Source organism: Nocardia sp. NPDC049737 (assembly GCF_040674755.1).
Classification (GTDB): Bacteria; Actinomycetota; Actinomycetes; order Mycobacteriales; family Mycobacteriaceae; genus Nocardia.
In genome coordinates this window covers 213,310-226,203 of record NZ_JBFANH010000002.1, presented here as the reverse complement: position 1 = coordinate 226,203, position 12,894 = coordinate 213,310, and the positions used below count along the sequence as shown (strand labels likewise).

Here is a 12,894-nt window from a genome sequence, read left to right as displayed (position 1 = left end):
GGCCCCGATGTGACTACAGGCCTACAGCCGCGCGCAGCTTGTCGGCACGGTCTGTGTGCTCCCAGGGCAGGTCGACGTCGGTGCGGCCGAAGTGGCCGTACGCGGCGGTCGGCGCGTAGATCGGGCGCAGCAGGTCGAGGTCGCGGATGATCGCGCCGGGGCGCAGATCGAAGACCTCGGTGATCGCCGTTGCGATTCGCGCCGGATCGACCTTCTCGGTGCCGAAGGTTTCGACGAACAGACCCACCGGTGCGGCCTTGCCGATGGCATAGGCGACCTGGACCTCGACCCGGTCGGCAAGTCCGGCCGCGACCACATTCTTGGCGACCCAGCGCATGGCGTAGGCGGCCGAGCGGTCCACCTTCGACGGATCCTTACCGGAGAACGCGCCACCACCGTGGCGCGCCATACCGCCGTAGGTATCGACGATGATCTTGCGACCGGTCAGGCCGGCGTCGCCCATCGGGCCACCGAGGACGAATTTGCCGGTCGGATTGACCAGCAGCCGGATATCGGAGGTGTCCAGGGTGGGCAGTTCCAGATCGGCAACCACCGCATCGACGACCTTCTCGCGGATATCGGGGGCGAGCAGATTGTCCAGGTCGATATCGGCGGCGTGCTGGGTGGAGATGACTACCGTGTCGAGGCGAACCGGGCGATCCCCGTCGTATTCGATGGTCACCTGGGTCTTGCCGTCCGGACGCAGGTACGGCAGCACGCCCGACTTGCGGACCTCGGTCAGCCGACGCGAAAGCCGGTGTGCAAGTGCGATCGGCAGCGGCATCAGCTCGGGAGTGTCGGTGTTGGCGTAGCCGAACATCAGGCCCTGGTCGCCCGCGCCCTGCCGCTCGATCTCGTCATCCGATCCGGCGGTGCGCGCCTCGTGCGAGGTGTCGACGCCCTGTGCGATATCCGGCGACTGCGCGCCGATCGCAATGTTCACACCGCAGGAATTTCCGTCGAAACCCTTTGCCGACGAGTCGTATCCGATTTCCAGAACCTTTTCGCGGACAATTTTCGGAATATCCGCATAAGCCGATGTGGTGACCTCACCCGCGACGTGGACTTGGCCGGTGGTAACGAGAGTTTCCACCGCCACCCGGCTGTGCGGATCCGCCGCAAGCAGGGCGTCGAGGATGGAATCGCTGATGGCGTCACAGATCTTGTCCGGATGACCTTCGGTCACGGACTCACTGGTGAAAAGGCGGCTGCCGGACGTGGGCACAGTTCTTCCCTCTCCCTCAACGGGTTACTCGTATCGGATTGCGACGGTAACGCGATGCGGCCACCGCACAACCCTTCATTCAGACTATTCCAAACCACCGACGCGACGGGGTTGTCGACAGGCAACTGTCTCAGACTATTGAAATCCGTCGACATATCGGGCCGGGGCTCCAGCCTCCAACACATCGACCAGTCCGGGTTGCGGTCGACAACAGCCTAACCATCACGCGGCGGCGTATCCACCGGACACCCTGGGTGCCCAGCAAACCAAGCGCCGCAATGGGTCTCAGCGCAGCAACGGACCGAGCGCATCCAGCACCCGGCTCCCGAGCAATGCCTTCGATCCGTGGTCGAGCGCCTGTTCGGTGCCGTCGGCACCGAGTAGCCAGCCGTCATTGGTATCGACCTCGAACGCCTTGCCCTCGCCGACCGCGTTCACGACCAGCAGATCACAGCCCTTGCGCGCCAGTTTGGCCCGCGCGTGCGTGAGCACATCGCCGTGTTCGTCACCGGTTTCGGCGGCGAAGCCGACGATCGCGGTTCCGGGTAGCTGACCGTCGCGGCGCGCCTGAACCAGTCCGGCGAGAATATCGTCGGTCTTGGTCAGCGGGATCACGTCGGGCTCGTGTGCGCCCTTCTTGATCTTGGCGGCGGCCACGGTAGTCGGCCGGAAGTCGGCGACGGCGGCGGCCATGATCACCGCATCCGCACCGAGCGCATGCTTCTCGACGGCGGTCTTGAGTTGTTCGGCGGTCGTGATGTGCACGAGGTCGACGGCGGCGGGTGCGGCCATCTCGATCGTATTGCCCGCGATCAACGTGACCTGGGCGCCGCGCTGTGCGGCGACCCTGGCCAATGCGTAGCCCTGCTTGCCTGAGCTGCGATTGCCGAGGAAGCGCACCGGATCCAGCGGTTCCCTGGTGCCGCCCGCGGTGATCACCACGCGGCGGCCCACCAGATCGCGCGGTATGGCGTCGGCGCGTTCCAGCAGCAGCGTCGCCAGCCCGAAGATCTCCTCGGGCTCCGGCAACCGTCCGGGACCGGTATCGGTACCGGTCAACCGGCCCGACGCGGGTTCCATGACGATCGCACCATGCGCGCGCAGCGTCGCGACATTGGCGACGGTGGCCGGATGCTCCCACATCTCGGTATGCATCGCGGGCGCGAACAACACCGGACATCGGGCCGTCAGCAACGTGGCGGTGAGTAGATCGTCGGCGCGGCCCTGTGCGGCACGCGCCATCAGATCAGCGGTCGCCGGGGCGATGACCACAAGGTCCGCCTCCTGGCCCAACCGCACATGCGGCACCTCGGGCACATCGGTGAACACATCGGTGTGCACCGGGTTCCCGGAGAGTGCCTCGAAGGTTGCCTTGCCGACGAACTGCAGCGCCGACTCGGTGGGGATCACCCGTACCTGATGCCCGGTCTCGGTGAACCGGCGCACGATCGAACAGGCCTTATAGGCGGCGATCCCTCCGCCGACGCCGACGACGATCCGTGTGGTCACTACGCCTCCGGCCTAGATGGGTTGTTACTCGCCTTCGGAGTGCTCGAGCAGGTCGGAGTGGATCTCACGCATCGCGACCGACAGCGGCTTCTCCTGCAGGCCGGGCTCGACCAGCGGGCCGACGTATTCGAGAATGCCGTCGCCGAGCTGGTTGTAGTAGTCGTTGATCTGACGGGCCCGCTTGGCCGCGTAGATCACCAGCGCGTACTTGGACGAGGTGCGCTCGAGCAACTCGTCGATCGGGGGGTTGGTGAGGCCGACCGGAGTGTCGTATGCGGGCGCGGGCTTGATGTCCGTACTGCTCACTGAGAGGGCTCCTGCGGGGATCGGTTCTTCAGGCTGGGTGGTTTTCCGAGAGTGCGGGTCACGAACTCGAATTTGTGCTAACGAACAACGATACCAACTGCTCACAGGCGCTGGTCACCTCGTCGTTCACTATGACGATGTCGAACTCGTCACAAGCCGCCAATTCCGTCCTGGCGGTCTCCAACCTGCGGGCGATCACCTCGGGTGATTCAGTGCCCCGCGAGGTCAGCCGGGAAACCAGTTCGTCCCAGCTCGGCGGGGCGAGAAATACCAGCAGCCCCTCCGGCATGGCCTTGCGCACCGACCGCGCGCCCTCGAGGTCCACCTCGACGAGCACCGGCAGGCCGGCTGCGAGTGCGTCACGGACCGGTGCGGCCGGCGTGCCCGAGCGCTGCAGTCCCCCGTGGATATCTGCCCACTCGAGGAGTTCGCCCGCCGCGATCATGGCGTCGAACTCCTCCCGGGACACGAACCGGTAGTCGCGGCCGTCGACCTCCCCGGGCCGGGGGGCCCGGGTTGTCGCCGACACGCTGAAGACCAGTTGAGGCAATCGCTCGCGGACGCAGCGGACCACGGTCGACTTGCCCACGGCCGAGGGGCCGACCAGTACTACCAGTCGACCCTTCCGCGTGTGTTCGACCACCTTGGTGGTCAGGCGAAGTCGAATCGGGCGAGCAGCGCCTTGCGCTGCCGATCACCCAGTCCGCGCAGACGCCGGGTGGGGGCGATCTCCAGCTCGCTCATGATCTCCGCCGCCTTGACCTTGCCCACCTTGGGCAGGGCCTCCAGCAGCGCCGACACCTTCATCTTGCCGAGGATCTCGTCGGATTCGGCGTCTGTGAGGACCTGCTTCAGGTCGGTGCCGCCACGCTTCAGGCGCTCCTTGAGCTCCGCCCGAGCACGGCGAGCGGCAGCCGCCTTCTCCAAAGCAGCGGCGCGCTGCTCGTCAGTCAGCTGGGGAAGGGCCACGGTTCCTCCGTCTCATCGTTCATTGCATCAACTCCTGCCGGTAAACCCAGCAGTCTCAGCGACCGTACCCACGACGTTGCTCGATTGCGAACCCACCCCCCAGGTCAGCGCATGATTCGCCGATGTCGTAGGGGTGAGCCCGGCGGGATGCGCGCAGCGCGTCGATCACTGCGGTGATCCTACCGCCGAAAGAGCGAAATGCCCCGCTAGCAGGGCGTTTTCATGGCGAAAGTGGGTTAGCGGACTGGTTGCGGTGACGTCCCGCATCGGACCAGCAACCGGTCACCTGTCCGACCTGGAACTTTCTAGGATTTTTCCGCGTGTCGCGTTGTTCTTGCGCGTGTCGGAGCGGAAATGACCGATTTCGGGCTCCTGCACCCGCCCGACCGACGCCGGCCCCGTGGAAGGCCACAAAAATCCTGACCTTCGCTTGGACCGCAGCGTGGCGAGAGCGAGCGGCACTATGTGCCGGTCCAGTTGGCTCCGTGATCGATCAGGACGCCGCTCCGGCCACCGGTATGCCGGATAACAGGAAAATCGGCGCAGGGGGCCGCACAGCTGTTCGATATGACACGTCATGCCCGCTCAACGGGTCCTCCCCTGCCCCCAAAAAGCGAAATGGACCGACGCCGAAGCGTCGGTCCACCGCAGTCGTCACCGCGTCATCGCCGCAGGAACGCGAACTCCTCCTGCAGCGCGCTCACCTTGGCACGCAGTGCCGAGACGGACGGGCCGTGGCGCAGCACCTCGCGCGAGGCGTTGGGCACAACCGCGTGCAGCATGTGATCGGAGACCAGCTCACGCACGGTTTCCGGACCGCCCCCCTGCGCGCCGACGCCCGGCATCAGGATCGGGCCGTTGAGCCGAGCGAGATCCGGCGCCTCGGTAAGGGTGGCCCCGAGCACAACGCCGACCGAGCCGAATTCCTGGCCCGCATTGCACTGCGCCGCCGCATCCACCATGGTCTGCGCGATCGTGCTGCCGTCCGCGGCGAGTGCCCGCTGGACCTGTGCGCCTTCGGGATTCGAAGTGGCGGCGAGTACGAAAAGACCGCGGCCGTTCGCCTGCGCCAGTGTCAAAGCCGGTGCGAGCGAACCGAATCCGAGATACGGCGAAACCGTAAGCGCATCCGAGCCGAGCGGCCCATCGGCGAGCCAGGCGCGGGCATAGGCGTCCATGGTGGAGCCGATATCGCCGCGCTTGGCGTCGGCGAGCACCAGGGTGCCCGAGGCGCGCAGCACCTCGATGGTGCGCTCCAGTACCGCGATCCCGCCGCAACCGTAGGCCTCGAAGAAGGCGACCTGCGGTTTGATCAGCGCGACCCGGCCGTCGAAAGCCTCGACGCAGATCTCGGCGAATTTCTCGACACCATCGACATCGTCGGTCAGGCCCCACGATTCGAGCAGGCCGGGATGCGGATCGATGCCGACGCACAGTGGCCCGAAATGCCGCATGGCGTGCTGCAGTCGGGCACCGAAGGTCTTCATCGCTGCGTCTCCTTGGTCAGCCACGCAGCACCGAATGCAGTTCCTGCAGCGAGCGCACCCCGATGCCGCCGTTGATGCTCGCCTCGATGCCCTGAACGGCCGCGGCCGCACCCTGCACCGTGGTGATGCACGGAATGTTCACACCGACGGCCGCCGTGCGGATCTCGTAGCCGTCCACGCGCGGCCCGGAGTTGCCGTAGGGGGTGTTGAACACCATGTCTACCTCGCCGTCGCGGATCTGCTCCACGATGGTCGGCCGATCGGCCGGGCCCTGCTCGGAATGCTTGCGTACCTGTTCGCACGGAATTCCGTTGCGGCGCAGCATTTCCGCGGTGCCCTCGGTGGCCAGGATGCGGAAGCCGAGGTCGTTGAGGCGCTTGACCGGGAACACCATGGCGCGCTTGTCACGGTTGGCGATCGAGACGAAGACGGCGCCCTCGGTCGGCAACGATCCGTAGGCCGCGGCCTGGCTCTTGGCGAAGGCGGTGCCGAAGTCGGCGTCGATGCCCATGACCTCACCGGTGGACTTCATCTCCGGCGAGAGCAGCGAATCCACGCCGCTGCCGTCGGCCTTGCGGAACCGGTGGAACGGCAGCACCGCTTCCTTCACCGCGACAGGTGCGTCGAGCGGCACATGGCCGCCGTCGCCCTCAGCGGGCAGCAGCCCTTCCTTGCGCAGTTCGGCGATGGTGGCGCCCATGGTGATCCGTGCCGCTGCCTTGGCCAGCGGCACCGCGGTCGCCTTGGAGACGAACGGAACCGTCCGGCTCGCGCGCGGATTCGCCTCGAGCACGTAGAGCACGTCGTCCTTGAGCGCGTACTGCACATTGAGCAGGCCCTTGACGCCGATGCCCTTGGCCAGCGCGATGGTCGAGCGGCGCACCGCCTCGATATCGCTACGGCCCAAGGTGATCGGCGGCAGTGCGCAGGCGGAGTCGCCGGAGTGGATGCCCGCCTCTTCGATGTGCTCCATCACACCGCCGAGGTAGACCTCGTCACCGTCGCAGAGCGCGTCGACGTCGATCTCGATGGCGTCTTCCAGGAAGCGGTCGACCAGCACCGGATGTTCCGGGCTGAGTTCGGTGGCACGGGAGATATAGCCCTCTAGCGAGGCCTCGTCATAGACGATCTCCATACCGCGTCCGCCGAGGACATAGGACGGGCGCACCAGCACCGGGTAGCCGATGCCGGCGGCGATCTTCTTGGCCTGCGCGAAGGTGGTCGCGGTGCCGTACTTCGGCGCGGGCAGGCCCGCGGCGACCAGCACGTCACCGAATTCACCGCGATCCTCGGCCAGGTCGATGGCGGCGGCGCTGGTGCCGACCACCGGCACACCGGCATCGGTGAGGCGCTGCGCCAGACCCAGCGGGGTCTGGCCGCCGAGCTGCACGATCACACCGGCGACGGTGCCCGATTCGGTTTCGGCGTGGTAGACCTCGAGCACATCCTCGAAGGTCAGCGGCTCGAAGTAGAGCCGGTCGGCGGTGTCGTAGTCGGTGGAGACGGTCTCCGGGTTGCAGTTGACCATGACGGTCTCGTATCCGGCCTGCGAAAGCGTCTGCGCCGCATGGACACACGAGTAGTCGAACTCGATACCCTGACCGATCCGGTTCGGACCGGAACCCAGGATGATCACCTTGTCCCGTTCACGCTGCGGCGAGACCTCCGACTCGGCCGCGGGGTCAAGCTCGTAGGTCGAGTAGTGATACGGGGTTTTGGCCTCGAACTCCGCGGCGCAGGTGTCGACGGTCTTGAAGACCGGACGGATACCGAGCCGGTGCCGCAGTGCGCGCACGCCGGTCTCACCCGCCAATTCCGGTCGCAGCGCGGCGATCTGGCGGTCGGAGAGGCCATAGTGCTTGGCGCCGCGCAGCAGCGGCTCGTCCAGTACGGGCGCGTCGATGAGCTCCCGGCGCAGCTCGACCAGCCCGGCCACCTCGGCGACGAACCAGGGGTCGATGCCGGAGGCCGCGGCGACGTCCTCGATGCTCGCGCCCAGGCGCAGCGCCCGTTCGACCTGGTAGATGCGCCCCTCGGTCGGAGTGCGCAGATCTTCGAGGATGGCCTCGGTATCGGTCCAATTGCCATCGTCCTGGGTCCAGAAGCCAGCGGCCTTGGTTTCCAGGGAGCGCAGCACCTTGCCGAGCGCCTCGGCGAAGTTGCGGCCCAGCGACATCGCCTCGCCGACCGACTTCATGGTGGTGGTCAATGTGGCGTCGGCGCCCGGGAACTTCTCGAAGGCGAAGCGGGGGGCCTTGACGACCACATAGTCCAGGGTCGGCTCGAAACAAGCCGGGGTTTCCTTGGTGATGTCGTTGACGATCTCGTCCAGGGTGTAGCCGATGGCCAACTTGGCCGCGATCTTGGCGATCGGGAAACCCGTCGCCTTGGAAGCCAATGCGGACGAGCGCGAGACGCGCGGGTTCATCTCGATGACGATCAGGCGGCCGTCGCGCGGGTTCACCGCGAACTGGATATTGCAGCCACCGGTATCCACGCCGACCTCGCGCAGAATGTCGATGCCCAGGTCGCGCAGCCGCTGGTATTCGCGGTCGGTGAGGGTCATGGCGGGTGCGACGGTGACCGAATCGCCGGTGTGCACACCCATCGGGTCCACATTCTCGATCGAGCAGACGACCACGACATTGTCGCGGCCGTCGCGCATCAGCTCGAGTTCGTATTCCTTCCAACCCAGGATGGATTCCTCGATGAGCACATTGGCCGTCGGCGAGGCGGCCAGACCACCGCCCGCGATCCGATCCAGGTCCTCGTCGTTGTAGGCCATGCCCGAGCCGAGCCCGCCCATGGTGAACGACGGCCGCACAACCACCGGAAAGCCCAGGTCCGCAACGGTTTCGCGGACCTCGTCCATGGTGTGGCAGACCCGCGAGCGAGCGCTCTCGCCGCCGACCTTGGCGACGATGTCCTTGAATTTCTGCCGATCCTCACCACGCTGGATGGCCTCGAAATCGGCGCCGATCAGCTCGACGTTGTATTTCTGCAGCACACCGCGCTCATGCAGGGCGACCGCGGTATTCAGCGCGGTCTGCCCGCCGAGGGTGGCCAGAATGGCGTCGGGGCGTTCCTTTTCGATGACCTTCTCGACGAATTCCGGGGTAATCGGCTCCACATAGGTGGAATCGGCGAATTCCGGATCGGTCATGATGGTCGCCGGGTTGGAGTTCACCAGCGATACCCGCAGGCCTTCGGCCCGCAGCACCCGGCACGCCTGGGTGCCGGAGTAGTCGAATTCGCACGCCTGGCCGATGACGATCGGGCCGGAGCCGATCACCAGGATGTGCTTCAGATCCTCGCGGCGAGGCATCAGGCTCCTTCCATGAGACCGGCGAAACGGTCGAAGAGATAGGCGGCGTCGTGGGGTCCGGCGGCGGCCTCCGGGTGGTACTGCACCGAGAATGCGCGGCCGTCGACCAGGCGCACGCCCTCGACGGTGCCGTCATTGGCGCACACGTGGCTGACCTCGGCCTTGCCGAACGGGGTGTCGAACTGTTCGCCCTGTTCGCCCTCCAGTGCGAAGCCGTGGTTCTGCGCGGTGATCGAGATCCGGCCGGTGTCGTGTTCGACGACCGGGACATTGATGCCGCGGTGGCCGAACTTCATCTTGTAGGTCTTGCGGCCGAAGGCGCGGCCGAGGATCTGGTTGCCGAAGCAGATACCGAACAGCGGCAGCCCCTTCTCCAGCACACCCTGGGTGATGGCGACCGCGCCGTCCTGGGTGGCCGGGTCGCCGGGACCGTTGGACAGGAAGACGCCGTCGGGCTTCAGGTCCAGGATCTGGTCCAGCGAGACGGTCGAGGGCACCACATGCACCCGCATGCCGCGCTGGGCGAACATGCGCGGGGTGTTGGTCTTGATGCCGAGGTCGACCGCGACAACAGTGAAGCGCGGGTCGCCGTGCGGTTCGATCGTGTACAGCGCGTCGGTGCTGACCTCTTCGGCCAGATCCGCGCCGAGCATCGATGGCTGTCCATTCACCCGGGCCAGCAGTTCGTCGGCGTCGGCGAGCGCCGAACCGGAGAAGATGCCCGCCTTCATCGAACCGCGGGTGCGCAGGTGGCGCACCAGCGCGCGGGTGTCGATACCCGCGATGCCGACGATCTGCTGGCGGTCCAGTTGGTCCTGCAGGGTGCCGGTGGAGCGCCAGTTCGACGCGACGCGCGAGGCGTCGCGGACCGCGTATCCGGCGACCCAGATCTTGCCGGATTCGTCGTCCTCGTCGTTCCAGCCGGTATTGCCGATCTGCGGGGCCGTGGCCACCACGATCTGGCGGTGGTAGCTGGGGTCGGTGAGGGTCTCCTGGTACCCGGTCATCGCGGTGCAGAACACCGCCTCACCGAGTGTTTCGCCAACCGCGCCGAAGGCCGTGCCGCGGAACACCCGGCCGTCCTCCAGCACCAACGCTGCCTGATCTGGCCCACCGGTCACCCGACCACCGCCTCCCATCGAATCGCTTCGCGATCCTGCATTCATTCGTCGTCTCCCGTCATCGCCCTGGCCCACGCCGGGTACACCGTCTTGTCGTCACCTCGGAAACCGGTATCAATCTCGGTTCCGGTCGGCAGCTTCCAGCGAATTACCAGCACACCATCTTCCGTCATCACCTTGCCCGCATGGCCACGTTCGGCCCGCACGGCCGTAATGGATTCCTGCGGAATCCAGATCACCGTCGCACCGTCGCGCTCGAGCAGAATCCCCCGTTCGAACCGCGTGAGTTCCGCTGTGGCCCGGAAGCCCAAGTCCCCCACCGCGATCCGGTCCTGCCAGCTCGGCGCGATGGTGCTGCCGAGATACATCCCGGAGGTCGGCTCGAGCACCTGGGCGCCGAGATCACCCGGCACGTGCGGTAGTTCGCCGATGCGCGCCGCCTGGCGCGCGGCTCGGTTCAGCCAGCCCCGGTACATCAGCCAGACGCACAGAACGAACAGTGCGATCAACCCGACCACCAACAGCGTTCTCATTTACGAACCTCCGACCGCCTTGCCCTCACGGGCAGTTACCCGGCCTCGGAGCAACGTCGTCGTCACTCGAGCCGGAAACGTCATGTCCTCGAACGGCGTGTTGTTCGAAATGCTGGCGAGTTCGGCGGCCCGCACGGTCCAGGTCGTATCCGGATCGACCAGCGTGAGGTTGGCGGGTTCGCCGACCTCGATCGGGCGGCCATGGCCGTCTAGTCCGACGATTTCGGCTGGACGCTCGCTCATCACCCGGGCGACACCGCGCCAGTCCAGCAGGCCGGGTTCGACCATGGTCTGCACGATGATCGACAGCGCGGTCTCCAACCCGAGCATGCCAGGGCGGGCGGCAGCGAATTCGCAGCACTTGTCCTGTTCGGCGTGCGGGGCATGATCGGTGGCGACGCAGTCGAGGATGCCCTCGGCGAGTGCCCGCCGCAGCACGATGGTGTCGGAGACCTCACGCAGCGGCGGGTTCACCTTGTTGACCGCGTCGTAGGTCTCCAGGCGTGAGTCGTCGAGCAGCAGATGGTGCGGGGTGACCTCGGCGGTGATCGAAATGCCCTGCGCCTTGGCCCATTTAACCAATTCGACGGTACCCGCCGTGGAGGCGTGGCAGATATGGACGCGGGCACCCGCGTCGCGGGCCAGCAATGCGTCGCGAGCCACGATCGACTCCTCCGCGGCGCGCGGCCAACCTGCCAGACCGAGGCGGGCGGCAGCGGGACCTTCGTGCGCGACAGCGCCTTTGGTGAGGCGCGGTTCCTCGGCATGCTGAGCGATCAAGACGCCGAGGGAGTTCGAGTACTCCAGTGCGCGGCGCATGAGCAGCGGGTCGTAGACGCAGTGGCCGTCATCGGAGAACATGCGCACCGCACCGACGCCGGCCGCCATGGTACCCATTTCGGCAAGTTGCTTACCCTCCAAGCCGACCGTGACCGCACCTACCGGATACACATCGACCAGGCCGACCTCTTGGCCGCGCCGCCACACGTGATCGGTGACAACCACCGAATCGGCGACCGGGTTGGTATTGGCCATGGCGAAGACCGCGGTGTAACCGCCGAGCGCCGCCGCGGCGGAACCGGTTTCGATGGTTTCGGTGTCCTCGCGGCCGGGTTCGCGCAGATGGGTGTGCAGATCGACGAAGCCGGGCAGCAGGATCTGGCCCCGCGCGTCGATGACCTCGGCGTCGATAATGCCGAGATCGGTTCCGATGGCGGCGATTACACCATCGCGCACGAGTACGTCGACCGGCTCGCCCTCGCCGTACGGCCGGACACCCTCGAGCAGCAGACTCATGCGACAGCCTCCTGGGTACCGACCAGCAGCCGGAACAGCACGGCCATCCGCATATGCACTCCGTTCGTCACCTGTTGCAGAATCGCCGCCTGCGCGGAATCCGCCACGGGCGAGGCGATTTCCATGCCGCGCAGCATCGGACCCGGATGCAGGACGACCGCGTTCTCGTCCAACAGCGCGAGCCTGCGCTCGGAAAGTCCGTAGTTGACCGAATATTCGCGGGCCGACGGGAAGAAGCCGCCGTTCATCCGCTCCTGCTGCACCCGCAGCATGAGCACCGCATCGGCGCCGGGCAATTCGGCGTCCAGCGAAGCCGAGATCCGGGCGGGCCACAGGTCCGCGCCGACCGGTAGCAGCGTGCGCGGCGCGACCAGCACCACCTCGGCACCAAGAGTATCGAGCAAGAAGACATTCGAGCGCGCGACCCGGCTGTGCAGGATATCGCCGACGATGACGATCCGCTTGCCCTCGATATCGCCGAGACGCTGACGCAGGGTCAGCGCGTCCAGCAGCGCCTGCGTCGGATGCTGGTGGGTGCCGTCACCGGCATTGATGATGGCCGGACCCTGCCGCCCCTCGGAAACCGCCCAGCCATCCATCCAGCGCGCGATCTGATGCGCGGCGCCGGAGGCCGGATGCCGGACGATGAGTGCATCGGCTCCCGCCGCGTGCAAAGTCAGCGCGGTATCGCGCAGTGATTCGCCCTTGGAGACCGAGGAGCTGCTCGCGCTGACATTGATCACATCGGCGCTCATCCACTTGCCCGCGACCTCGAACGAGACCCGGGTGCGAGTCGAGTTCTCGTAGAACACCGTCATCACGGTGCGCCCGCGCAGCGTCGGCAGCTTCTTCACCTCGCGGCCCAGCAGCGCCTGTTCGAAGCGTTCGGCCTCGTCGAGCAGCTCGGTGGCGGTGGCATGATCGAGATCGGTCACCGTCAGCAGATGTCTCACGACTCCACCTCGCTAGCGCTCGGCTCCGCCGTTCGACCTCCGGTCGCTGTGTTGATGGTTCGCTCGCTGCACTCGCTCACGACTCCACCTCGCTAGCGCTCGGCTCCGCCGTTCGACCTCCGGTCGCTGTGTTGATGGTTCGCTCGCTGCACTCGCTCACGACTCCACCT

11 protein-coding genes are annotated in these 12,894 nt (G+C 66.5%); all 11 read right to left on the bottom strand.

What is annotated here, in order from left to right:
• Window positions 1-13: 13 nt before the first annotated feature.
• Window positions 14-1,225, bottom strand: coding sequence for a methionine adenosyltransferase (gene metK / locus AB0J47_RS03965; protein WP_364340216.1), 1,212 nt, complete (start codon window positions 1,223-1,225; stop codon window positions 14-16).
• Between the two features lie 285 nt (window positions 1,226-1,510).
• Complete coding sequence (gene coaBC / locus AB0J47_RS03960; protein WP_364340214.1) at window positions 1,511-2,734, bottom strand: bifunctional phosphopantothenoylcysteine decarboxylase/phosphopantothenate--cysteine ligase CoaBC; 1,224 nt, start codon at window positions 2,732-2,734, stop codon at window positions 1,511-1,513.
• A 24-nt stretch (window positions 2,735-2,758) separates the two neighbouring features.
• Complete coding sequence (gene rpoZ / locus AB0J47_RS03955; protein ID WP_174415097.1) at window positions 2,759-3,025, bottom strand: DNA-directed RNA polymerase subunit omega; 267 nt, start codon at window positions 3,023-3,025, stop codon at window positions 2,759-2,761.
• A gap of 73 nt (window positions 3,026-3,098) precedes the next feature.
• Window positions 3,099-3,683, bottom strand: a complete 585-nt coding sequence (gene gmk / locus AB0J47_RS03950; RefSeq protein WP_364340211.1) for a guanylate kinase — start codon at window positions 3,681-3,683, stop codon at window positions 3,099-3,101.
• 8 nt (window positions 3,684-3,691) lie between these two features.
• On the bottom strand, window positions 3,692-4,009 hold the full coding sequence (gene mihF, locus AB0J47_RS03945) for an integration host factor, actinobacterial type (protein WP_040692163.1): 318 nt from the start codon (window positions 4,007-4,009) through the stop codon (window positions 3,692-3,694).
• A 662-nt stretch (window positions 4,010-4,671) separates the two neighbouring features.
• Window positions 4,672-5,496, bottom strand: coding sequence for an orotidine-5'-phosphate decarboxylase (gene pyrF, locus AB0J47_RS03940; RefSeq protein ID WP_364340208.1), 825 nt, complete (start codon window positions 5,494-5,496; stop codon window positions 4,672-4,674).
• Between the two features lie 16 nt (window positions 5,497-5,512).
• Entirely contained in the window at window positions 5,513-8,821 is a 3,309-nt protein-coding gene (gene carB, locus AB0J47_RS03935; RefSeq protein WP_364340205.1) for a carbamoyl-phosphate synthase large subunit, read from the bottom strand.
• Window positions 8,821-9,960, bottom strand: coding sequence for a glutamine-hydrolyzing carbamoyl-phosphate synthase small subunit (gene carA, locus AB0J47_RS03930; RefSeq protein WP_364340716.1), 1,140 nt, complete (start codon window positions 9,958-9,960; stop codon window positions 8,821-8,823). The genes carB and carA overlap by 1 nt, the downstream gene beginning before the upstream one ends.
• A gap of 23 nt (window positions 9,961-9,983) precedes the next feature.
• Complete coding sequence (locus tag AB0J47_RS03925) at window positions 9,984-10,475, bottom strand: transporter (protein WP_364340203.1); 492 nt, start codon at window positions 10,473-10,475, stop codon at window positions 9,984-9,986.
• On the bottom strand, window positions 10,476-11,771 hold the full coding sequence (locus AB0J47_RS03920; RefSeq protein WP_364340201.1) for a dihydroorotase: 1,296 nt from the start codon (window positions 11,769-11,771) through the stop codon (window positions 10,476-10,478).
• Window positions 11,768-12,724, bottom strand: a complete 957-nt coding sequence (locus tag AB0J47_RS03915; protein WP_364340198.1) for an aspartate carbamoyltransferase catalytic subunit — start codon at window positions 12,722-12,724, stop codon at window positions 11,768-11,770. Before AB0J47_RS03915 ends, AB0J47_RS03920 begins: the two co-directional genes overlap by 4 nt.
• Window positions 12,725-12,894 lie beyond the last annotated feature (170 nt).